Annotated in this window: 23 protein-coding genes and 1 pseudogene; 11 read left to right on the top strand and 13 right to left on the bottom strand. The window is 69.6% G+C overall.

Annotated features, from left to right (window positions below; genetic code table 11):
* Window positions 1-37: 37 nt before the first annotated feature.
* A complete protein-coding gene (locus GP2_RS22140; RefSeq protein WP_255218609.1) occupies window positions 38-166 on the bottom strand; it encodes a hypothetical protein in 129 nt (42 codons plus the stop codon).
* A gap of 57 nt (window positions 167-223) precedes the next feature.
* On the opposite strand from GP2_RS22140, the gene GP2_RS09865 reads away from it, so the two are divergent.
* Window positions 224-958 carry a mycothiol-dependent nitroreductase Rv2466c family protein gene (locus tag GP2_RS09865; protein ID WP_006900360.1) on the top strand — a complete coding sequence of 245 codons (735 nt, stop codon included), beginning with the start codon at window positions 224-226 and terminating at the stop codon, window positions 956-958.
* A gap of 18 nt (window positions 959-976) precedes the next feature.
* On the opposite strand, the gene GP2_RS09860 is transcribed toward GP2_RS09865, so the two are convergent.
* Together GP2_RS09860 and GP2_RS09850 are read right to left on the bottom strand one after the other, a co-directional pair.
* Window positions 977-1,456 (bottom strand): NADPH-dependent FMN reductase, encoded by a 480-nt coding sequence (locus GP2_RS09860; protein ID WP_006900359.1) that lies wholly within the window; start codon window positions 1,454-1,456, stop codon window positions 977-979.
* Window positions 1,457-1,815: 359 nt separating this feature from the next.
* Window positions 1,816-3,141 (bottom strand): MFS transporter, encoded by a 1,326-nt coding sequence (locus GP2_RS09850; protein ID WP_006900358.1) that lies wholly within the window; start codon window positions 3,139-3,141, stop codon window positions 1,816-1,818.
* 363 nt (window positions 3,142-3,504) lie between these two features.
* On the opposite strand from GP2_RS09850, the gene GP2_RS09845 reads away from it, so the two are divergent.
* Complete coding sequence (locus tag GP2_RS09845; protein ID WP_006900357.1) at window positions 3,505-4,215, top strand: type 1 glutamine amidotransferase; 711 nt, start codon at window positions 3,505-3,507, stop codon at window positions 4,213-4,215.
* 22 nt (window positions 4,216-4,237) lie between these two features.
* Here GP2_RS09845 and GP2_RS09840 read toward each other — a convergent pair whose 3' ends face one another.
* Window positions 4,238-5,308 (bottom strand): ADP-ribosylglycohydrolase family protein, encoded by a 1,071-nt coding sequence (locus GP2_RS09840; RefSeq protein ID WP_040526732.1) that lies wholly within the window; start codon window positions 5,306-5,308, stop codon window positions 4,238-4,240.
* A gap of 180 nt (window positions 5,309-5,488) precedes the next feature.
* Here GP2_RS09840 and GP2_RS09835 point away from each other — a divergent pair, with 180 nt between their 5' ends.
* Complete coding sequence (locus GP2_RS09835; protein WP_006900355.1) at window positions 5,489-5,881, top strand: hypothetical protein; 393 nt, start codon at window positions 5,489-5,491, stop codon at window positions 5,879-5,881.
* Window positions 5,882-5,923: 42 nt separating this feature from the next.
* Here GP2_RS09835 and GP2_RS22130 read toward each other — a convergent pair whose 3' ends face one another.
* Complete coding sequence (locus tag GP2_RS22130; RefSeq protein WP_255218608.1) at window positions 5,924-6,052, bottom strand: hypothetical protein; 129 nt, start codon at window positions 6,050-6,052, stop codon at window positions 5,924-5,926.
* A gap of 339 nt (window positions 6,053-6,391) precedes the next feature.
* On the opposite strand from GP2_RS22130, the gene GP2_RS09830 reads away from it, so the two are divergent.
* From GP2_RS09830 to GP2_RS22125, 3 genes are read left to right on the top strand one after another with little or no spacing between them, the layout of a single operon-like run.
* Window positions 6,392-6,784: a hypothetical protein gene (locus tag GP2_RS09830; protein ID WP_040526729.1), complete on the top strand. Its 393-nt coding sequence runs from the start codon at window positions 6,392-6,394 to the stop codon at window positions 6,782-6,784.
* Entirely contained in the window at window positions 6,781-7,533 is a 753-nt protein-coding gene (locus tag GP2_RS09825; protein ID WP_006900352.1) for an RES domain-containing protein, read from the top strand. The genes GP2_RS09830 and GP2_RS09825 overlap by 4 nt, the downstream gene beginning before the upstream one ends.
* Window positions 7,518-8,105: an IS110 family transposase gene (locus GP2_RS22125; RefSeq protein ID WP_006900351.1), complete on the top strand. Its 588-nt coding sequence runs from the start codon at window positions 7,518-7,520 to the stop codon at window positions 8,103-8,105. Before GP2_RS09825 ends, GP2_RS22125 begins: the two co-directional genes overlap by 16 nt.
* 291 nt (window positions 8,106-8,396) lie before the next feature.
* On the opposite strand, the gene GP2_RS09810 is transcribed toward GP2_RS22125, so the two are convergent.
* Both GP2_RS09810 and GP2_RS09805 read right to left on the bottom strand, forming a co-directional pair.
* The gene (locus GP2_RS09810; RefSeq protein WP_006900350.1) at window positions 8,397-8,705 is read right to left on the bottom strand and encodes a hypothetical protein; all 309 of its coding nucleotides are present in this window, start codon (window positions 8,703-8,705) and stop codon (window positions 8,397-8,399) included.
* Window positions 8,702-9,949, bottom strand: a complete 1,248-nt coding sequence (locus GP2_RS09805) for a class I adenylate-forming enzyme family protein (RefSeq protein WP_006900349.1) — start codon at window positions 9,947-9,949, stop codon at window positions 8,702-8,704. Before GP2_RS09805 ends, GP2_RS09810 begins: the two co-directional genes overlap by 4 nt.
* Before the next feature lie 28 nt (window positions 9,950-9,977).
* On the opposite strand from GP2_RS09805, the pseudogene GP2_RS22120 reads away from it, so the two are divergent.
* Together GP2_RS22120 and GP2_RS09795 are read left to right on the top strand one after the other, a co-directional pair.
* Window positions 9,978-10,501: pseudogene (locus GP2_RS22120) on the top strand (aldehyde dehydrogenase family protein); the annotation flags it as partial.
* Window positions 10,502-10,552: 51 nt separating this feature from the next.
* On the top strand, window positions 10,553-11,386 hold the full coding sequence (locus GP2_RS09795) for a spirocyclase AveC family protein (protein ID WP_373278931.1): 834 nt from the start codon (window positions 10,553-10,555) through the stop codon (window positions 11,384-11,386).
* Window positions 11,387-11,414: 28 nt separating this feature from the next.
* Here GP2_RS09795 and GP2_RS09790 read toward each other — a convergent pair whose 3' ends face one another.
* A complete protein-coding gene (locus GP2_RS09790) occupies window positions 11,415-12,260 on the bottom strand; it encodes a sulfurtransferase (RefSeq protein WP_006900347.1) in 846 nt (281 codons plus the stop codon).
* A gap of 32 nt (window positions 12,261-12,292) precedes the next feature.
* Between GP2_RS09790 and GP2_RS09785 the strand changes: the two genes are divergently transcribed.
* Window positions 12,293-13,531 (top strand): metallophosphoesterase, encoded by a 1,239-nt coding sequence (locus GP2_RS09785; RefSeq protein WP_006900346.1) that lies wholly within the window; start codon window positions 12,293-12,295, stop codon window positions 13,529-13,531.
* A gap of 88 nt (window positions 13,532-13,619) precedes the next feature.
* On the opposite strand, the gene GP2_RS09780 is transcribed toward GP2_RS09785, so the two are convergent.
* Together GP2_RS09780 and GP2_RS09775 are read right to left on the bottom strand one after the other, a co-directional pair.
* A complete protein-coding gene (locus tag GP2_RS09780) occupies window positions 13,620-14,396 on the bottom strand; it encodes an enoyl-CoA hydratase (protein ID WP_006900345.1) in 777 nt (258 codons plus the stop codon).
* A gap of 49 nt (window positions 14,397-14,445) precedes the next feature.
* Entirely contained in the window at window positions 14,446-15,510 is a 1,065-nt protein-coding gene (locus GP2_RS09775; protein WP_006900344.1) for an enoyl-CoA hydratase/isomerase family protein, read from the bottom strand.
* A gap of 103 nt (window positions 15,511-15,613) precedes the next feature.
* Between GP2_RS09775 and GP2_RS09770 the strand changes: the two genes are divergently transcribed.
* Window positions 15,614-16,495: a siderophore-interacting protein gene (locus GP2_RS09770; RefSeq protein WP_006900343.1), complete on the top strand. Its 882-nt coding sequence runs from the start codon at window positions 15,614-15,616 to the stop codon at window positions 16,493-16,495.
* Here the strand turns inward: GP2_RS09770 and GP2_RS09765 are convergent.
* Complete coding sequence (locus GP2_RS09765; RefSeq protein ID WP_006900342.1) at window positions 16,492-16,998, bottom strand: MarR family winged helix-turn-helix transcriptional regulator; 507 nt, start codon at window positions 16,996-16,998, stop codon at window positions 16,492-16,494. The genes GP2_RS09770 and GP2_RS09765 overlap by 4 nt on opposite strands.
* Before the next feature lie 64 nt (window positions 16,999-17,062).
* Here GP2_RS09765 and GP2_RS09760 point away from each other — a divergent pair, with 64 nt between their 5' ends.
* Window positions 17,063-18,463, top strand: a complete 1,401-nt coding sequence (locus tag GP2_RS09760) for an FUSC family protein (RefSeq protein WP_006900341.1) — start codon at window positions 17,063-17,065, stop codon at window positions 18,461-18,463.
* A gap of 57 nt (window positions 18,464-18,520) precedes the next feature.
* Here GP2_RS09760 and GP2_RS09755 read toward each other — a convergent pair whose 3' ends face one another.
* Window positions 18,521-19,393: an SDR family oxidoreductase gene (locus GP2_RS09755; protein WP_006900340.1), complete on the bottom strand. Its 873-nt coding sequence runs from the start codon at window positions 19,391-19,393 to the stop codon at window positions 18,521-18,523.
* Window positions 19,390-19,893: a MarR family winged helix-turn-helix transcriptional regulator gene (locus GP2_RS09750; protein WP_006900339.1), complete on the bottom strand. Its 504-nt coding sequence runs from the start codon at window positions 19,891-19,893 to the stop codon at window positions 19,390-19,392. The genes GP2_RS09755 and GP2_RS09750 overlap by 4 nt, the downstream gene beginning before the upstream one ends.
* Between the last annotated feature and the right edge of the window lie 45 nt (window positions 19,894-19,938).

Raw genomic sequence — 19,938 nt, 5'->3', positions numbered from 1 at the left:
GAGGAATCTCCGAACACGGCACCTCCGGACGAGGTCGTCAGAAGTGGACGCAGCGCAGCCGGGACCGGCCGCCGATCCGATCGAGGAGCTCGCGTTCGAACTCCTCGGTCAGCGACCAGCAATTCACGAAGGCCGGCGTCGCGTGGGCGCAGCACCCGAACCGCACGCGCTCGAAAGTGGTTCCCCGCGTGACTCCACAGCCGACTCGACTACCGTCGACGCCATGGCCGATGCCGATATCCACTTCTACTTCGACCCCGTCTGCCCGTTCGCGTACATGACGAGCAAATGGGTGCGGAAGGTCCGGGCCCAGCGGGAGTACGCCGTCGAGTGGCGCTTCATCTCGCTTCGGGTCCTCAACGCGCACATCGACTATGCGAAGCACTTTCCGCCCGAGTACGAGGCCGGGCACACCGCGGGCCTGCGCCTGCTCCGGGTGGCCGCGAGCGTCCGCCGCGAGCACGGACCCGACGCGATCGATCCGCTCTACGCCGCATGGGGCCGACGCTTCTTCGACGAGCACCCCGGCGGTTCGTATGCGGCGGACGGCACGGATTTCCGCGGCACCGCGGAGTACGTGACCGCCGTTCTCGACGACCTCGGCTTGCCCACCCACCACGCGGCCGCGCTGGACGACACCGGTTTCGACGAGGAGATCAAGGCCGAGACCGAGGAGGCGCTGGCTCTCACGGGTCGCGATGTGGGCACCCCGATCATCCATTTCCAGCCACCGAACGGCGTCGCCTTCTTCGGGCCCGTGATCAGTCGCCTGCCGAGCGACGAGGACGCGGTCAGGCTGTGGGATCACGTCATAGGCCTGGCGGGCTTTCCCGGCTTCGCCGAGCTCAAGCGCAGCCTGCGCGAGAAGCCGCAGCTACGGTCGTTCGGCGTCTCCGACGCCGAGGTCGGCGAGCAGGAGGACTGGCACGGCGGCAGCCGTCGCACCCAGAAGGGATAGACGACCCCGCCAACCGGTTCAGCCCAGTACCGGCATCCACCGCTCGACGTAGTCGGTGATCCGGGTGTCCTCGGTATAGGTCGAGTCGATCAGGTACAGGCCGGGCAGCGGGCACGTGGCACCGAGTTCGACCAGGACCGGCTTCAGCAGCAGGTCCGGAGCCATCGCGTGAGCCGGCCCCGCGCCGAGCATCAGCGGGACCGCGGTGACGCCCTCGAGCCCTTCCCCGGTGGCGAACTGGTCGAGGAACAGCTTCAGCACGCCGGTGTAGGTCGCCTTGAACGTGGGGCTCGCGAAGACGACGAGGTCCGACGAGGCGACGGTGTCGACGGCCGCCGTGACCTTCTCGTCGCCCCAACCGAGGAGACCTGCGCCCAATTCGATGACGTCGACGACGTGATCGGGTGCGCTGCCGGTCAGCGCCTCGGCGAGTCGGGTGGCGGCGTCGAGCGTCCGCGAACCGGGCTTCGGGTTGCCGGCCACGACGGTGGTGGTCATGAGTGGTGTCCTCCTGAGGTGTCGGCCGTCATCGGGCGGCCGCGGTCAACTGCCCGAGGTACTCCTGGGCGCGCGCGAGCGGCCAGACCTCGGCCATCTTCAGTTGCATGTCAAAGAGGTTGGCGTGAGGGATCGCCCGGTCGCGATCCCCCACCGCGTCTTCGACGACGATCGGGATGAAGCCGTGTGCATCGTATCGATCGTCGTCGCGCGAACGCAGCAGCTCGTCGACAACCCGACTGGATCACCTGTATCGACCCGCAACGGATAAGAGCCCCGGCTCTCGAATCCCGATGCGTAGTCCCGCGGTCCACTCTTGTCGGCGAGGGCGGAAGACGGTGTCTGTCATGCGTTTTCATTCATCGTGACGGAGACCGTTGACTCGGGCTCGCCGACTGGCCCACCTGGGTGGGCGCCCCCTTGCCGCTGAGCGTGGCGGTGCCCGCCGCCTTTGTCGACCCTGCGCTCCGCCTCGATCGCCGGATCACCAGGCCGATGGCGATCACGGCGATCACGGCATACACCGCCGCCGTCGTGACCGCACCGCCGATGGTGCCGCCGAGTTGCCCGGCGACACCGTCGAATACCACCATCACCCCGGCCCCGGCGTAGGCGAACGCCGAGAACCTCGACGCCACACGTCCCTGCTGGATCGCCGAGAGCCCCACCGTGTTGTACGCCAGCGCAACGCGGTACCCACCGGCCTGGCCGATCCCGCCGATAACCGTGCCCAGCACGATGATCCCGAGGTGGCCGGTCACGAGACCCGCGATCGCCACCGACCATCCCACCATCAGAAGCAGGCCTACGGAGGGAAGAGCGGTCAGGACCCGCAACCCGATCCCGGCCAGGTTCGCGATCATCGACACGAGCAGGCACGCACCCCCGACGCATTGTGCGACGAGGAGCGAGTCGCTGGCACCGGTGGCCAGGATCGCATTGGGCATCGCCCCGACCGCGAGGGCGCCGATCGCCCAGGCGAGCGCCCCGATCAGGAATGCGCCCGGATCTCGCGAACGCGAGCGATCGGCGGCGATCTCGATGTCGCAGGTCCGGTCCGACGGCACCTCGGCGGGTTCCTCGTCGCCGACCGGCATCGGGTCGCTGCCCGGCGCCAGCAGGTCGGGCGCGGCGCGCAGGCCGGCGAACAGGACCCCGAGGCACACCGCCATCACGATGGCGTGGATGGCGTACACCGTGACCAGGCGCCAGGGCAGGTAGACGGCGATGAGGATCGCGGCCATCAGTCCGGCGCCGGCGCCGATGAGCGAGCCTCTCGCGATGAACGCGCGTCCCTGCTCCCCCTTCGCGGCGACCATCATCGCCGCCGCGGCCCCGGTGCTCAGCGCCACCGAGGCTCCGGTCATCAGGCGTCCGGGGAAGAGCACCAACGGGATCCACGCGCCCGCGATCTCGACGAGATCACCGGCGATCGCGGTCAGGAACGCGATCGGCAGAACCTTGCGGGAGTGGCGGATCAGGGGCCCGCGGGCGGAGATGATCAGGATGACGATGATCGCGACGAAGTACATCGCGAACAGCACCGCGGCGGCGGCGGGTCCGAATCCGTGACGGTCCATGTACCCGGGCAGCAGCGGCGTCATCGCATTCGATCCGCAGATCGCGAGGATGAAGCCGACCCCCGAAGCCCCTGCGAGCAAACGGGTTCCGGAGTCAGAGGACATGAACGTCCTCGCGGAACGCCGAACGGCCGGTCCCGGTCGGGTTGGATGTGCGACGCCCGCCTCGCGGTGGGGCCGCCATGACCGTCGGTGTCATGAATCCTGCCTTCCGTGCCGCCGACGCCTCCCGGGCGGGAGGGTGTTGCCGCCATCGACGCACAGCAAGGACCCAATCCGATGTCTGTGACCGATCGGCAACCTGACCGTGGCGTGTGGATTGCGCAACTCGTCCGCGTCGGCGGATGGCGCTGACCTGCCGTGATTCAAAGCTCCGGACGAAGCGCGCCGGTGACGGTCGTCTCCGAACCGGTGCCGGGCCACCGTAGACGACTACCCTGTGGTCGCAACTGACAGAGAGGAGTTCGGGTGATCGGCAGGGTTCTCGCTCTGGTTCACGGTGTCCGGCCGGAATGGCGCGAAGCCGTACTCGGCACATTGCTCCCGGCGTTCCGGAACCGGGCGTTCTCGGTCGAGATCCGCGATGTCGAGGACGGACCGCTCGCCGATCCCGCCGGTTTCGACGTCGTGTGCGTGACCGGCTCGCCGGACTCCGCATACGACGAATCGCTCCCCTGGCTCCGGCCGGAACTGACCTACCTCGAGGACGCGATCGCGAGGGGCGTCCCGATCCTCGGCGTGTGTTTCGGGTCGCAGATCCTGGCGCGCGCGCTCGGCGGTTCGGTCGCGCCGAGCGCCCGGCCCGAGCACGGATTCACGACGGTCGACACCACTCGACCCGATCTGGTCGAGGCCGGCCCGTGGATGGAGTACCACCACGACACGGTCTCTGTGTCAGGCGTCGCAGAAGTGGTCGCGCGCAACGACGCCGGGGTCCAGGCGTATGTCTCGGGCCCTCACCTCGGGGTCCAGTTCCACCCGGAGATCACCCCCGACGTCTTCCGCGCCTGGCGTGAGGGTTTCACGAGCCCGAGGTCGGGCATCGACGACGGCAAGGTCGACACGAAGGGCATTGTCGCCGACATCGAGAACTCGTCCGCCGACGCCGAGGCCAGGTGCGACCGCCTCGTCGAGCGGTTCCTCGCCCACGCGGGCGTGAGGGTGCCGGCGGCGGGCTGACCGCCGCCGCCCGTCACCTGCCTCAGACCGCCGACTTGAATCCCGCGTAGCGGGCCGCCACCGGCGCGTCGAGTTCCCAGTCGACGAAGTCGTAGAGGTCGGATGCGACCTCGGTGATGACATCTCGCAGTTCGAGCGGCTCGAGCCACCGTTCGGGTATGACACCCGACCCGTCCCGCGCCCCGAGAAGGTTGCCCGTGATCGAGCCGGTGGAGTCGGAGTCGCCGCCATGGTTCACCGCGAGCACGACGCCGTGTTCGAAGTCGTCGGCGACGAGCGCGCAGTAGATCGAGATCGCGAGCGCCTCCTCACCGACCCAGCCTCCGCCGATCCGCGAGATGGCCTCGTCCGCGGCGATGCCGTCGGAGGCGAGTTTCTCGGCCAGTTCGATCGCGGCGAGGGTCTCTTCGTGCTCGCGCTTGGTGCGCAGCAGGTCCTTGGCGGCGGCGACCGCCGCGTCGAGCGTCGCACCCTCGACGCATTCGCGCACCATCACCGCGAGGACACCTCCGGGCAGCGATCCCGACGGGTGCCCGTGGGTGAGCGCGGCGATCGCGGTGCCCAGCTCGAACGTGCCCGGGGCCGACCATTCGGCTCGCGCGGCGAACAACCCGATCGGGGCGGCGCGCATCACGCCCCCACAGCCCTTGCTGTTGTTCGTCGCGGCGGTACCGGGCCTGGTGGTCGTGCGCAAGGCGCTGACGCAGGTGTTGCCGGGAGCTCGCCGGCTGTGAAGTTCACGGTGTGACGAGAGCCAGCTCGATCGCTCCGACATCGCGAGAACGCCGTGGCGCGGTTGCTCCCCCTGCGTGATCAACCAGCGCAGATACGCCCTCGCGGTGGACGCCGCGAAGCACGAGATCCCGCCGTCGCAGTCCCGCAGCCACGCCCGCAGGACCCCCTCCGCGGTGAACAGCGTCATCTGCGTGTCGTCGGTGATCGTGCCGATCCCGCCGTAGGCGGGGGCATACGAGGAGATCCCCGCCGGGCCGAACCGCTCGAGAATGGCGTCGCGCGACATGAACTCGACCGATCCCCCGAGGGCGTCGCCGGCCGCACCACCCAGAAGGCAACCAACAAAACGATCTTTCATCGCCTTCACCTGCACTTTCTTCAGTGATGCCATCAGTTTCACATGCGTCGGCGACCCTCGCACGCCACGGAACAGATTGAGGGATATGCCTCAACCGGGCGGAATCGTGGAGCCGGTCCGCAGGCGTCGGGCACCAGCCTGCCGCGACTCGAACATACGTGCGAAACTGTGGTGGTGGGCATGAAGTGGATCGGCGGCGACACCGGCAGGCCTCACCGGCCGTCGTTCGTGCGCGTCGGGCACAAGGCCGTGCTCATCGACCTGGGTGCCCTCTTCCCGAACGCGCCCCACTTCGTGGGCGAGTACCACCCCGACGGCCTGCAGATCCGGTCGGTCCACCTCGGCGTCCTCACCGAGTGGGGCCGGGACGAGTGGGGTGCCTGGTACGGCAAGGTCACCTACACGATCACCGCGAAGGACCGCCAGGAGAAGGTCACCCATTGGGTCCCCGGATGGGCTCTCCGACCGGCAGGAGACCCGCCGATCTCCCGGAGGCCGCAGTCCGACGGCCAGGTCCCGGGACAGAACCCGGACCGGCCGCCACGACCCGATCGACACCGGCACGGCGGCTGACCGCCGACGGTCGCCGCGGTTGCCGGCGACTCCGGCAGCGGGTCAGGGCAGGTCGACCTTGCTCGCCAACCACCGTCCGTCGACCTTCTCCATGGTCATCACGACGCGGCTGCGGTCGACGCGGGGTTCCGGACTCGCGGTGTTGGTGATCGACTGATCCACGAACAGCATCACCTCGACCCTGCCCGGGGACGCCGACTTCACCCCCGTTACTGGCCGTGCATAGTTGTGCAGCTCGCCCCACCCGGACGGAGCGATCGAAGGATTCCGTGTCGACCTCGGCCACTGGGTCGCCAGCGGCCCGGGTCGACTACCGCAAAGTCCGACAGTCGGCCGAGCGGATCATCCGGCCGCATCACGACCGAGTTCCCGGACTGACACTGGACAGTCCACCGCTCCTGATCCGATTCAGCTCGCTCGCGCCGATCCCGCGTGTCGGCGCTGACATCCGCGCTGGTATCTAGCTGTCACACCTTACGGGATCTATACTGGGATCGGGAGGTGATCATGATGACAGCAGCACATCCGCGGCCGGATTTGGCCGCCTATGCCGAAGCGGCACGTATGTCGCAGCCCGAACTCGTGGCTGCGTTGCGTGATCTGCTCGGCGCGAAGCTTGTGGCCTACCTGGGTCGGGTGAGCGAGACCCGGGCGGTGCGGCAGTGGGCGGAGGGCACCCGCACCATCGCCAACCCCGAGGACGTCGAACGGCTTCGGATCGCCTACCGCGCCGCCCGGCTGATCACCGAACGTGACACCCCCGCCGTCGCCCAAGCGTGGTTCCAGGGCCTCAACCCGGTCCTCGACGACCGGGCGCCGGCGTTGCTGTTGCGCGATGGCGAGCTCGCTGACGTCGGCCCCCAGGTGCTCAACGCTGCCCGCCAGTTCGCCGCGGTGGGATGAACCAACCGAGTACGTCGACGATCGGCACCCTGCACGGCCCGATCACCACCAGCATCCGGACCGCCACACCGATCTATCGGGTCGGGTACGCGCCGAGTCCGTGGGAGTGGACGCCGTGGGAGTACGCCACCGACGGCCGTTTCGCCGGGCGCTGGGATGACCCCGACGGGGTGTGGCGCACCCTGTACTGCGCCGACACTCCCCTGGCCTGCTACCTCGAAGTTCTCGCGTTCGCCCGACCCAGCCCGCAACTGATCGCCGAGCTCGACGACATCGTCGTCGACGACGAAGACGAGCAGGACTATCCCACGCTGCCGCCCGGGCGCGTCCCGCGATCGTGGTGTGGGGCACGGATGCTCGGCCATGCCACCCTGACCGGACGGTTCGCGGTGCCCGCCGACCCGGACAGCCTCGCCACCCTGCGGACGGTGTTTCGGCCGCTCGCGATCCGTTACGGTCTCGATGACCTCGACACCGCCGCTCTGCGGGACGGGCGGCCCCGCGGGCTCACCCAGGCCATCTCCCGCTGGCTCTACGCCCGCACCGACCACGGACACGCCGCGGTCGATGGCATCGAGTTCGACTCCCGCCACGGCGACCAGCTACGCATGTGGGCGCTCTACGAACGCGCCGCCGACCCCGACATCAGCCCCCACATCAACGTGGTCGACCACTCCCCCATCGACGCCGCGGATCCACACCTGGCCCGCGCCCTGACACTCCTCGGACTCGAGTGGACCCCCGCATAGAGCGGCCTGAAACAGGCTGTGCCGCATCGTCGAACGAGGATGAGGCTGGCTCGACCAGCCGTGGTAATGCCTACGACCGTCTCTTCGACACCGGGATCGCCCACCTGCACCGCTACGCCACCATGCATGGTTCCAGCTCGCCTCCCCGCGGCGCGACGATCGACGGGTTCGCGATCGGTCAGTGGGTCGTCAACCGCCGTGCCGAGTACCGGCGGGGCCATCTGTCGGCCGAGCGGATCCTGCTCGAGGTCGGTGACGGCTCGGCGTTCGCCTCTGCGGCGCATCTGGCGGCCTACGCCGGTATCGCCCCGGTGACCCACCGTTCCGGCTCGTCGATCCGTGGTGAGCACCCCGCCCGGTCGGGTAACCGCAAACTCAAACGGGTGTTGTTCCTGTCCGCTTTCGCCGCGTTACACGACCCGACCAGTCGCGCCTACTACGACCGCAAACGCGCTGAGGGCAAGAAGCACAATGCCGCGTTGATCTGTCTAGCACGCCGTCGCTGCGACGTCCTCTACGCCATGCTCAAGAACAAGACCTTCTACCGCACCCCCGCTGCTGCCCCCGCTTGACCAAACCATAGGGACACCCCCCCGCGCTCGGTGAACACACCGAGGAGATCCTGCGCGAGGCGGGACTCGACGCGCAGCGGATCGCCGAATTGAAAGAGCGTGGAGCGCTCGGCTGAGGCCGTCTCCCGACTGCCACCGAGGATGCCCAGGGTGCCGGCGGACCTCCACACCGCGCGCCCGGTCGGGCGGCACTCTCCCACCCGTCGAGGTGTGGTGTGCGGACCACCTCGACGCGCACCGCGTCGCGCATACCGGGGTTCTCGCCGCGGCCCATGATGCCGACGCGCTCTCCTAGTCGCTGGCCGGAAGGGGCTTGGCGGCCTTGATCTCCAGGGGTGTTGTCCCGATCGCCAGTGTGCCCGCTCCCGCCTTGGTGACCAGCACCTCGAGTCCCGGTGCGTCCTCGGAGGTGTAGCGTTTGCCCAACTGGGTGCCGGTATCGAGTCCGGCCGAGATGTCCACCCTCGCGACCGGCTCGCCCTTCGGCACGAGAGGCGCACCGCCGCAGGTGAGTTCGACATCGGAGTCGGGTGCGGTCACCACCACGACCTCCGTGTCGCAGGTCTGGCTGCAGAGTCTGGTACCTGGCTTCAGGGTCATGACCTCTCCTGTGCTCGTTCGAATTGCGCCACCAACCGGCGGCGCAGGACCTTGCCGGTGGCGGTCTGCGGCAGCTCGTCCCCCCAGACCACCTCGTCGGGCGTGCGAGACCCGCGCAACCGGGCACGCACGTGGGAACGCACCTCGTCCTCGGTGATGTCGGCCCTCGGATCGCGCACGACCACCGCGACGAGCCGCTGGCCCCATTCCTCGTCGGGAAGCCCGATGACCGCGGTCTCGCGCACGCCCGGGTGAGTGAGCAGCACGTCCTCGATCTCCGCAGGCGCGATGTTCTCCCCGCCCCGGATGATCGTGTCGTCGGCGCGGCCCGCGATGAACAGATAGCCGTCGGCGTCGACCCACGCCCGGTCGTTGGTGGGGAACCAGCCGTCCTCGTCGAGGACCGAGCCCTTGCCCAGGTAGGTGCCCGAGACCTGTGCGCCGCGCACGAAGAGCAACCCGATCTCGCCCGGCCCGACGGGGTTGCCGGCCTTCGCGACCCGCCCGTCGAGCGCGTCGACGATGCGCGCGAGCATGGTGGGAACGACGGTCGCCGATGAGATCGATTCCCGGGCAACCAGTTCCAGCCACTCCTCGGCGTCGAAGTCGGGCAGGTGCACGACGCGGCGGCCTCCGTAGAAGTTGGTGAGTGTCGCACCCACGGCGGCCACGTGGTACGGCGGCACGGTGATCAACGCCGCCTCGTCGGGGGCCGCGCCCGCGAAGTCCACGGTGGCGAAGACATAGGCCTGCAGGTTCTCATGCCGCAGCGGGACGATCTTCGGCTTCGACGTGGTCCCGCTGGTGTGGAGGAGGACCGCGGGCGCGTCGTCCGGGACATCGAGGGGAGGCAACGGCTCCGACGACCGCGCCATGGCCAGGAAGTCGTCGAGACCGAGGACCTGATCACGGCCGGCGACCTTGTCGCGGTAGCGCTCCTCCACGACGACCAGCGGGCGTCGGAAGTCGGCGATCAACTCCGCGAGCACCTCGTCGCCGAGCCGGTAGTTGACCGGCGCGAACGGGACGCCCGCACAGACCGAGGCGAAGAACACCTGCGGGTAGCCCGGGCCGTTCCGGCCCAGGTAGATCACCTCGGACGGGTCACGCTCGGAGATGACCGCCGCCCCGCCGCGAGCGGCGGCGACGACGTCGGCATGGGTGAGCCCGGACTCGCGGCCACCGAGAGCGATTCGATCACCGAGCCCGGATTCGACCATGTCCAGCAAGAGCCCGACGCCCATGATTCCAGCCAATCCACGTGAGATGGTGGGCAACGGCATCGGCCAGGGCGTCGTGGTCCGCGAACCCTACGGCGTCGCGGCCCTGATCACGCCGTTCAACTTCCCGCTGTCCTCAACCTCTGCAAGGTCGGACCGGCCCTCGCCGCCGGTTGCACGGTGGTGCTCAAGTGCTCGCCGTACACGCCGTTCGAGGCCCTCGTCGTCGCCGAGGTCGCCGAGGCGGCGGGGCTGCCGCCGGGCGTGCTCAACGTCATCACCGGCGACGCCGACGCCGGCGAGGCGCTCACCACCCATCCGGGGGTCGATATCGTCAGCTTCACCGGCAGCGACACCGTGGGCGCCAAGGTCTACGGCCAGGGCGCGCAGTCGCTGAAGAAGGTGGTCCTCGAACTCGGCGGCAAGTCGGCGAACATCCTGCTCGACGACACTGATCTCAACAAGGTGATGCAGAGCGTGCTCGGGGGCTTCATCACCCACGCCGGCCAGGGATGTGCGCTCATGACCCGCGTCCTCGTCCACGAATCCCTGCACGACGAACTCGTCGGTCGCATCCGCTGGATCTTCCCCGACTCCTTCACCCCGATCCCGACCGGACCGGACGCGGTGCCCACCCACACGCTGGTCATCATCCGGACGTCGGAGGTCATCTGCGTCGTCGGCGTGATCGCGTCGATTGTCTGGCTCGTGCACCGCACCCGCAAGGACGGGCGGTTCCCGACCATCGGCGTCTTCATGTTCGGGTGGTTGCTCACCTGCTGGCAGGACGTCGGGGTCAACGCGGTGCGGCCGGTGTTCTCCTACAACTCGGCGTTCCTCAACATGGGCACCTGGGGCGAGTTCGTGCCGGGCTGGGTCAGCAAGGGCCCCGAGACACCGGCGCCGATCCTCTACGAACTGGCCGACTACATGCTGTTCCTGCCGCTGGCGGTGGTGGGCATCGACAAGGCGGTGCGGGCCGCGCGCACACGTTGGCCGCGGCTGAACAAGGCCGGGATCATCGTCGCGCTGCTCGTGATCTTCTTCGTCCTGGACACCTTCACCGAACAGGTCCTGCAGCGTCAGGGCCTGTGGTCGTACCTGCGGGTCGACGGGACATGGTCGATATTCACCGGCAGTGTCAACCAGTTCCCGCTGTACGAGGGCATCTTCTTCGGCTCGGTGATCATGGTCGTGTCCATGTCGTTCTACCTGTTCCGTCGCGACGGCGACCAACTCATCACCGACGCCGGCATCGAGCGGCTGAAGATCACCCGCGGTGTGGGATTCGTGCGCGTCCTCGCCTTCAGCGCGGTGATGAACGTGATCCTCGCCGTGTTCTTCCTGGGCTTCAACCTCGTCAACATGCACGCCGACGTCGCACCCGCGGATGTGCCGAGCTATCTGCACCAGAACATGTGCGGTCTGGCCGAGAACCCGCCCTGTCCGCACATCGAGTAGCCGGTGCGGCCGCGGATCGCGTGCCGGCTCAGCGCTCGGGCTCGTCTCCGGTGACGACGGGGCGGTCGGGGTCCGACGACCACTGCGAGAACGAGCCGGGGAACAACGTCGCGTCGACGCCCGCGACCGCCAGCGCCGCGATCTCGTGCGCGGCGTTGATCCCGGAGCCGCAGTAGACCACCACGCGCTCGGCGTCCGGTCCGACGCCGAGACCGGAGAACCGGCGGCGCAGGTCCTCGGCGGGCAGGAAACGGCCGGAGTCGTCGATGTTCTCGACGGTGGGGGCGCTGATCGCACCCGGGATGTGGCCGGCGCGCGGGTCCACCGGTTCGACGTCCCCGCGGTAGCGCTCGCCGGCCCGCGCATCGAGCAGGACGGAGTCACCCGCGGCGACCTCGTCGATCGTGGCGACCGGAAGGTTCCCGGCCGTGAGCGCCACGTTTCCGGGTTTGGGCCGTCCGCCGTCACCGCTCGTGGTCCGCAGGCCCTCGGCCGTCCAGGCGGCCAGGCCGCCGTCGAGGAGTCTCACGTCGACGATCCCCGCCCAGCGCAGCAGCCACCATGCCCGTGCCGCGGCGAGGTTGCCGGAGTCGTCGTAGACGACGACGGGCACGCCGTCGTTGACACCCCAGCGCCGGGCCGCGGCCTGCAGGTCCCCGATCGCCGGCAGCGGGTGCCGCCCGCCGTCGGCGCCCGACGGCGGTGCCGCGAGTTCGGTGTCGAGATCGACGTACACCGCGCCCGGGATGTGCGCCTCGCGGTAGTGCGCGCGTCCGTCGAAATCGCCGAGCCGCCAGCGCACGTCGAGAACCACCGGCGGGGTCCCGAGAAGCTGTTCGGCCAGGTCGAGCGGGGTGATGAGTACGTCGGGCATGTCGCGAGCCTACCGATGGGCAGAATGGTCCGGTGGCTCTCATCCCCGCGGTCGTGTTCGGCCTGCTCACCTTCTGGCTGCACCGACGCCTCGTACGGGCCACCGCGCTCCCCCGGCCCTGGTCGGTCGTCGTCGACGCAGCACTGGTCGTGCTCTGGGCCCTCGCACTGGTCGGCTTCGCAACCGGGCGGTGGTTCGACCCGGGGTGGGCGCGGCCGCTCGCCTTCGCGGGGTTCGTCTGGCTGGCCGCCTTCTTCTACCTGTTCCTGGGGCTCGCGGCGGTGGGCCTGGTCTCGTTCGGTGCGAGCACGGTTCGCCGGCTCCGACGACGGTCCCGGACCGAGGGCCCCGAAGCCGATGGCGAGCCCCCGGATTCCGAGACCCCAGACGCCGAGACCCCAGACACCGAGACCCCGGACAGCGAGACCCCGGACAGCTCGGCAGCCGCCCGTCTGCGTCGTCTGCGCATCGCGACCGCCGCGGTGGTCGTCGTGGCGCTGGGCACCACCGCATACGGCATCGTCGAGGCCTCCAGGCCGCAGGTGACCGAGGTCGGCGCCGAATTGCCCGGACTGCCAGAGCAATTCGACGGACTACGGATCGCCGTGGTCTCCGACCTGCACGTGGGGCCGACCCGCGGCGCGTCGTTCACCCGGCGCGTCGTCGATCGGGTGAACGCCCGGCGGCCCGACCTGATCCTGCTGGTCGGCGACCTGACCGACGGCAGGATCCCGCTCGTCCGCGACACCCTCGAACCCATCGCGGACCTCAGCGCGCCGCTCGGCGTCTTCGGGGTGAGCGGCAACCACGAGTACTACTCCGACGACGGCGGCCGCTGGCTCGACGTGTGGGAGGAACTCGGGGTTCGCACCCTGCGGAACGACCGGGTCCCACTGACGGTCGACGGGGCCACCATCCAGCTCGCCGGCGTGCACGACGCCACCGCGCCCGAACCGTACGAACCCGATCTCCCGGCAGCGCTCGAGGGCTCCGGCCCCGACGATTTCGTCCTCCTGCTCGCCCATCAGCCCAAACAGGTCGTCGAGGCGTCTGAGCTGGGCGTCGGGCTGCAGTTCTCCGGACACACGCACGGCGGGCAACTATGGCCCATCCGCTATCTCGTTCCGCTGCAACAACCCTCGGTCACCGGCCTGGAACGCTTCAGGGACACGACCCTCTACACGACGCGCGGCGCAGGGGCCTGGGGCCCGCCGGTCCGGGTCCTCGCGCCGCCGGAGATCACGATGTTCACGCTGCAGGCGAGTCCCTGACAAAAAGAACCCACCCTTCTTCTGCCAGATCCTCCGGCCGAGAACCGGGAGAAATACCGAAGAAGGGTGGGTTCGTGACGAAGTCAGATCAGCGGTGCTTGAAGTCGGGATCCCGCTTCTCGACGAACGCGGCCATGCCCTCGGTCTGGTCGTCGGTGGCGAAGGTCGAGTAGAACAGGGCACGCTCGGCGCGGACGCCCTCGGTGAGGCCGGACTCGAACGCGCGGTTGACGGCCTCCTTGGCAAGCGCCGACGCGATGAGCGACTTCGAGGCGATGACCTCGGCGACCTCGATGGCCTTGGCGAGGGCCTCTTCCTTGGGAACGACGCGCGACACGAGACCGAGGCGCTCGGCCTCGTCCACCTTCATCTGACGACCGGTGAGGATCATGTCCATCGCCTTGGCCTTGCCGACGGCGCGGGTCAGGCGCTGCGATCCGCCGATGCCCGGGATGACGCCGAGGTTGATCTCCGGCTGACCGAAGACGGCGTTGTCGCCGGCGATGATGGTGTCGCAGAGCATCGCGAGCTCACAGCCGCCACCGAGGGCGTAGCCGGTGACCGCGGCGATGATCGGGGTGCGGGTGCGCGACAGCTCGTCCCAGGCTCCGAAGAACTGCTGGTTGGCGACCTCGGCGTAGGTCTTGGTGGACATCTCCTTGATGTCGGCGCCGGCGGCGAAGGCCTTCTCCGAACCGGTGATGACGATGGCGCCGATGCCCTCGTCGACGTCGAACTCCTTGACGACGCCCACGACCTCGTTCATCAGCTCCGAGTTCAGCGCGTTGAGCGCCTTCGGGCGGTTCAGCGTGATGATGCCGACGCGGCCGCGGCGTTCGACGACGATGGTCTGGTATTCGGTCACGGTCTTCCTTCTTTCCGTTTCGTGAGCTGCGGTGGTGGGCAGTGCCCGGTCAGGCGTCGAATGTCAGGTCGTGCGGCAGCGGCGCGAAGAACTTCTCGACACTCGCCTCGGAGAATTCTGCCCAACTCGGGTTCCGATCCTTGTCGATGACCTGCGCGCGGATTCCCTCGGCCATGTCGGGGTGCAGCAGGCAACGCAGGGAGACCCGGTATTCGCGGACCAGGGTGTCCTCGAGAGTTGCGTCACCGGCGGCCTCGCGCAGCGAGCGCAGGGTCACCGCCAGCGCGGTCGGCGACTTCGCGGCGATGGTGTCGGCGGTCTTGGTCGCCTCCTCGGTCCCGACGGCTCGGCAACGCTCGATGATCTCCGAGACGGTCTCGGCGGCAAAGGCTTCCGAGATCCACCCGCGCTGCGCGGCGAGCTTGGACTCGGGCGCCTCGGTCGCGAACCGCCCGAGTGCGGCGTCGAGGCCCGAGGAGCCGATGGCCTCGATGAACTCGGGCAGCGACTCCGACGGGACATAGTGGTCGGCGAGGCCCATCGCGATGGCGTCGGCGCCGCTCAGGTGCGCCGCGGTCAGGCCGGCGTAGAGGCCGAGGCCGTCCGGGACGCGCGAGAGCAGGTGCGTGCCGCCGACATCGGGCACGAAGCCGATGCCGACCTCGGGCATGGCCAGGCGGGTGCGGTCGGTGACCACACGGGTGTTGCCGTGCGCGGACACGCCGACGCCGCCGCCCATGACGATGCCGTCCATGATCGCGACGTACTTCTTGGGGAACCGCGAGATCGCGGCGTTGAGCCGGTACTCGTCGAACCAGAACTTCGCCGACGGCGAGTTCTCCGCGTCGAGGTCGGTGGCGTCCGGGTTGCCGCTCAACGCCGCGGCGTCGCGGTGGATGGCGACGATGTCGCCGCCCGCGCACAGGCCGCGCTCCCCGGCGCCGTAGAGGACCACGGCCGCCACCGCGTCATCGGTGGCCCAGCCGTCGAGCAGCTTCGCCATCTCGGTGACCATCTCGTGGTCGATGGCGTTGATCGACTTCGGGCGGTTGAGGATCAGCGACCTCGCCGATCCGTTCTCCTCCGCCAGAACCGACCCTGTTTGTTCCGACACGCGCGAACTCCTCTCCACACCGACAGGCCTCCACAGATGGTTGCATATCCTAGTAATAGAAGCCAGTGCCCTTGTCCGCAGCCTCCGACGTTACGGTGGCCGGATGGGCTACTCGAGAGCACGCGTCACCCACGTCGCCGACCTGACGCCCAACCTGCGACGACTCGTCTTCGCCGTCGCCGACCTGCCCGGACTCGGCCTGCCGGGTGTGGCCGACGAGGCGGTGGGCATCTACTTCCCGGCGCCCCCGCATACCTCCGCACCGGACATGGAGTGCCGGGACGGGATCTGGGCCTACCACGACGTCGACCCGGTTCCCGAGGGCCGCAACTATTCGATCCGCGCCGTCGACGCCACGGCGCGCACGGTCACCGTGGACTTCGTCGTCCACGACGCCGGTCCCGCGACGAGCTGGGCGCAGCGCGCCGAGCCCGGTCACGAGGTCGTCATGACCCACGCACGTGGCTGGTTCGCCCCGCCGCCGGATGCCCGCCGCCTGGTGCTGGCCGCGGACCTCGCCGGGCTGCCCGCACTCGCCCGCATCGTCGAGGAATGCACCCCGGACGTTCGTGTCACGACGATCGTCGAGGTCCCGACCCCGACGGACCTGGGCTACCTCGCGCGCGACGTGACGCGCGAGGTCGAGACGATCACCCTCGTCGGCGGCAACGGACGATCACCGAGCGGGCTCGCGGAGGCGATCCGCGCACTCGACCTACCGACCGCCGGCGGCTATTGCTGGTTCGCCGGCGAGGCCGCCGAGTCCCGCGCCGTCCGCAAGCACCTGCGTAACGAGTTGGGTTGGGGCCGAGACCGTTACGACGTCATCGGCTACTGGCGGCGCGACGGCGAGCGGTGGTCGCAGGCGTATGCGGAGCACAGTGCCGAGCTGTTCGCCGTCTATCAGCAGGCGCTCGCCGCAGGCAAGAGCGAGAAGGAGGCGGCGGAGGAGTTCGACGAGGCGCTCGAGCGCGCCGGCCTCTAGCCACGGCCCTCGACGTTGCGCGTCACCCGCCGGAGCAGTTCGGTCAGCGTCGCGATCTCGGCGTCGTCGAGTCCGTCGAGCATCCGTCGCTCGGCCTCGATGCGACGCGGGAACTGTTCGTCCACGAGGGCCCTCCCCTCGTCCGTCAGCGACAGGAGCACGACGCGACCGTCGCGTTCGAGGCGATGGCGCTCGACGAGTCCCATCGCCACCAGCCGTTCGACGTTCTTGGTCGTCGAGGCCCCCGATATCCCGGTCACCGATGTCACCTCGCTGGCGCGCAGCGGGGTGTCGCTGCGCGCCAGGGCGCCGAGGACGTCGAACTCGGTGCGGGTGATCCCGCTCGACGCGAGGTCGCGGTCCAGGCGGGCCAGTGCCAGTGCGGCGATCCGGACCGTCCGCCCGATGACGTCGACGGGCCTGAGGTCGAGGTCGGGGTAGCGCACCGCCCACCCGTCACGGACCTTCTCCACGACGTCGGCCTCCTCGTGGCGCTCTGACATGCGGCGATCCCCTCCTCGGACAACTGTTTTATAGATAATTTACCAATAAACTAATATGGGATGCATGATCGTCCCCTCGCCCGACCGCCTCCGCACCCGACTGCGCGTCTCACGTGGCGCGCTGGCGCATTCGGTGTCGGCGGCCGCCTGGCGGGGAGCGCTGGAGGTACGACGAGCGGATCCCACCACCGCCGTCGCGCTGCGGGTGGGGCTCGCGGTCCTGATCGTCCTGGTCGCGGGCGGACTGTCCGGGCAGACCGAGGTCGCCGGTTTCGCGGCCCTCGGCGCGCTGGCGTCGGCGTTCCTGCGCTACGAGCCGTACCCGCGGCTGGCCCGCAGACTCGCCGGGGTGGCCGGGCTCATCGTCGCCTCGACGGCATTCGGGGCGATGCTCGGCGTCACGGGCGCCGGCATCTGGGTGCAGGTCGTCGCCGTGTCGGCGGCCGCCGCCCTCGTGTACTGGCTGGTGCAGGTCGCCGGCATCACGGGACCGGGACCGGTGGTGATGATCTTCGCGGCGACGGGCGCCGCCGGGTATGCCGACACCGCGGTCGCCGCCGGCCACGCCGTCGCAGCGGCCGCGGCGGGCGGACTCGTCGGCTGGCTCGTCGCGATGGCGCCGATGCTCACGCATCCGCACAGCCCGTCCCGGATCGCGGTCGCCCGCGCGCTGGCCGCGGTGGCCGAGGTCGAGCAGCTGGGCGCCGACGCGGTTCCGGCCGCACGGGCGGCCATCGATCGCGCGCGAGATGCGTTGGCCGACACCCCCTCGCGGCGGGTCGACCGTCACGTGCTCGAACTCCTCGCGCTCGTCGACGCCGCGGAGGCCACGCTCGACGGCCGCCGAGCCGACACCGCGGCCCTCGACGACTTCGCCCGCCTGGAGGCAGAGCTCCGCAGGGTGCGCAGCGACATCCGCACACCACGGGTCGACGCGGCGGCAGCCGGACTCCCCGCGTCACGCGCCCGCGAAACACGCAGACGCACAACAGATCGCCGCCTGTGGTCCGGTGCGGCCCGCGTGGGCGTCGCCTCGCTCGTCGCGGGCGGCCTGGCGTCGGCGTGCGGCCTGGCGTCGGCGTGCGGCCTGTCCCATCCGCTGTGGGCGATCCTCGGCGCGGTCGCGACGCTGCAGGGCGTGAACTACTCCCACACCGTGCAGCGCGGCATCCAGCGACTACTGGGCAACGCGGCGGGCGCGGTGCTCGCCGCGGCGTTCCTGGCCGTCGATCCCGGCTACTGGCCGCTGGCGATCGCCGCCGTCGCCTGCCAGACCGGCGCCGAACTCACCGTGACCCGCAACTACGCCGCCGCGACGACCTTCGTCACCGGGACCGCGCTGCTGCTGACCGCGATCGGCAATCCGGTCGGGGCCGATGTCGCGGCCGCCCGCGTCGGGGACACGCTCATCGGCGTCGTCATCGGTGTCGCCTTGGCGGCGTTGAACGTTCGCGCGGACGACTGAGTTTCCCGAGCCCCACGCGGCCCGGGTGCCCCGTCCACCCCGGGGACCCTGACGGCGTCAGTACTTCGCGACCTGCCCCTCCTTGGGCGCGCGGTACATCTTCCAGACGAGCTTGGGGATGCCGCGCAGCGGCAGCGGGGCCGGCCAGTCCCGGGTCCGCATGAGGGCCTCGGTCCCGCCGTCGACGGTGACGATGCTGCCGGCCATGAAGTCGGCGGCCGGCGACAGCATGGTCATCACCCATGCGGCGAGTTGTTCGGGGGTCCCGAACTCGCGCACCGGAACCGGGAACGACGTGACCGCCTTGGCCTGCGGGCTGTTCAGCTGCGCCTCGAGCAGAGGCGTCATCACCGGGCCGGGCGCGATGACGTTGATCCGAATGCCCTGCCCCGCCCATTCGGGCTTGGTGCCCTGCCAGCGGCACCACTGGGTGACCGCGATCTTCGACGCCGCGTAGGCGACGGGCGCGGTGACGCCACGACGACGCAGGATCTGCTTGGTGGCGCGCGCGGTGTCGCCGTTGATCAGGCGTCGCACCGCACCGCGCGGGACCATCGGCGTGACGGTCGTCGAATTGGAGCCGAACACGACGACTTTCGCCTTGTCCGCGGCGGCGAGGGCCGGACGCCAGGCGGTGAGGAGTTCGGTGACCCCGAGGACGTTGACCTCGGTGATCATCCGCTCGCGACCCTTGCTCGGCCCCATGCCGGCGGCGAGGACCGCGCCGTCGAGCCTGCCGCCCGTCTTCGCCAGCACCTCGGCCGCGGCCTTCTTGCGTCCGTCGCCCGTGGAGAGATCGGCGACCACGTCGGCGTCCCTCAGGTCGACGCCGATGACCGTGTGCCCCGCGTCCCGCAGGGATGCGGCCACCGCCGCCCCCATTCCCGACGCCGATCCGGTCACCGCGTATGTGCCGCCCCCAGTGGTCATCCCAGTCCTCTCTTGAATCTCTCTTCGGTGTTCTCGTCACGCTCTCCGGCGCCGTGCCGGGTCTGCGTCCGTTCATAGGCGTCGTTGAACGCCCGCAATTCGTGCAGCAGCGCCTCGGGGCTGCCGGGTGCGAGGTCGGCGAACACCTGCTCGAGCCGCTCGGCCCGCAGCAGGCCGTCGTGCCGGAAGGCCTCGATCCCCTTCTCGGTGGGACGGATCAGCTTGGACAGCGATCCCTCGACCTCGAACCGTTCCAGGTAGCCGTGTTTGATCGCCGCGTTGACCTGCCGGTTGACGGTGGACTGCTCGAGCTCGAGCTCCGCGGTGAGTTCGCGCAGGGTGCGCGGCCGTCCGTCCGACAGGACCCACAGGATCGCGAACGCGGACTTCTCCAGCCCCACCGACGGATGGACCAGCCCCTTGCGCCGGGACATGCGCAGCAACTCGGCCGCCAGGTCTCGGTGCACCGGCGACTGCCACGGTGCGTGGTCCTCGGACATTGTCTCCTCCATCACATTCGACCAGGACAATTTACTGTCAGGTTT

This window comes from Gordonia paraffinivorans NBRC 108238, from assembly GCF_000344155.1.
Lineage (GTDB): Bacteria > Actinomycetota > Actinomycetes > Mycobacteriales > Mycobacteriaceae > Gordonia > Gordonia paraffinivorans.
Note: the sequence above shows the minus strand (reverse complement) of the source record. Positions and strands in the feature narration are given on the sequence as shown.

Excerpts from the sequence above, each read along its gene's own strand:
- GP2_RS09760 (WP_006900341.1), top strand. The coding sequence starts at position 17,063 with ATGATCGTCCCCTCGCCCGACCGCCTCCGCACCCGACTGCGCGTCTCA.
- GP2_RS09825 (WP_006900352.1), top strand. The coding sequence starts at position 6,781 with ATGAACCAACCGAGTACGTCGACGATCGGCACCCTGCACGGCCCGATC.
- GP2_RS09835 (WP_006900355.1), top strand. The coding sequence starts at position 5,489 with ATGAAGTGGATCGGCGGCGACACCGGCAGGCCTCACCGGCCGTCGTTC.
- GP2_RS09805 (WP_006900349.1), bottom strand. The coding sequence starts at position 9,949 with ATGGGCGTCGGGCTCTTGCTGGACATGGTCGAATCCGGGCTCGGTGAT.
- GP2_RS09755 (WP_006900340.1), bottom strand. The coding sequence starts at position 19,393 with ATGACCACTGGGGGCGGCACATACGCGGTGACCGGATCGGCGTCGGGA.
- GP2_RS09860 (WP_006900359.1), bottom strand. The coding sequence starts at position 1,456 with ATGACCACCACCGTCGTGGCCGGCAACCCGAAGCCCGGTTCGCGGACG.
- GP2_RS09840 (WP_040526732.1), bottom strand. The coding sequence starts at position 5,308 with ATGAAAGATCGTTTTGTTGGTTGCCTTCTGGGTGGTGCGGCCGGCGAC.
- GP2_RS09765 (WP_006900342.1), bottom strand. The coding sequence starts at position 16,998 with ATGTCAGAGCGCCACGAGGAGGCCGACGTCGTGGAGAAGGTCCGTGAC.
- GP2_RS09750 (WP_006900339.1), bottom strand. The coding sequence starts at position 19,893 with ATGTCCGAGGACCACGCACCGTGGCAGTCGCCGGTGCACCGAGACCTG.
- GP2_RS09865 (WP_006900360.1), top strand. The coding sequence starts at position 224 with ATGGCCGATGCCGATATCCACTTCTACTTCGACCCCGTCTGCCCGTTC.
- GP2_RS22130 (WP_255218608.1), bottom strand. The coding sequence starts at position 6,052 with ATGCTGTTCGTGGATCAGTCGATCACCAACACCGCGAGTCCGGAACCC.
- GP2_RS09790 (WP_006900347.1), bottom strand. The coding sequence starts at position 12,260 with ATGCCCGACGTACTCATCACCCCGCTCGACCTGGCCGAACAGCTTCTC.
- GP2_RS09810 (WP_006900350.1), bottom strand. The coding sequence starts at position 8,705 with ATGACCCTGAAGCCAGGTACCAGACTCTGCAGCCAGACCTGCGACACG.
- GP2_RS09770 (WP_006900343.1), top strand. The coding sequence starts at position 15,614 with ATGGGCTACTCGAGAGCACGCGTCACCCACGTCGCCGACCTGACGCCC.
- GP2_RS09850 (WP_006900358.1), bottom strand. The coding sequence starts at position 3,141 with ATGTCCTCTGACTCCGGAACCCGTTTGCTCGCAGGGGCTTCGGGGGTC.
- GP2_RS09830 (WP_040526729.1), top strand. The coding sequence starts at position 6,392 with ATGACAGCAGCACATCCGCGGCCGGATTTGGCCGCCTATGCCGAAGCG.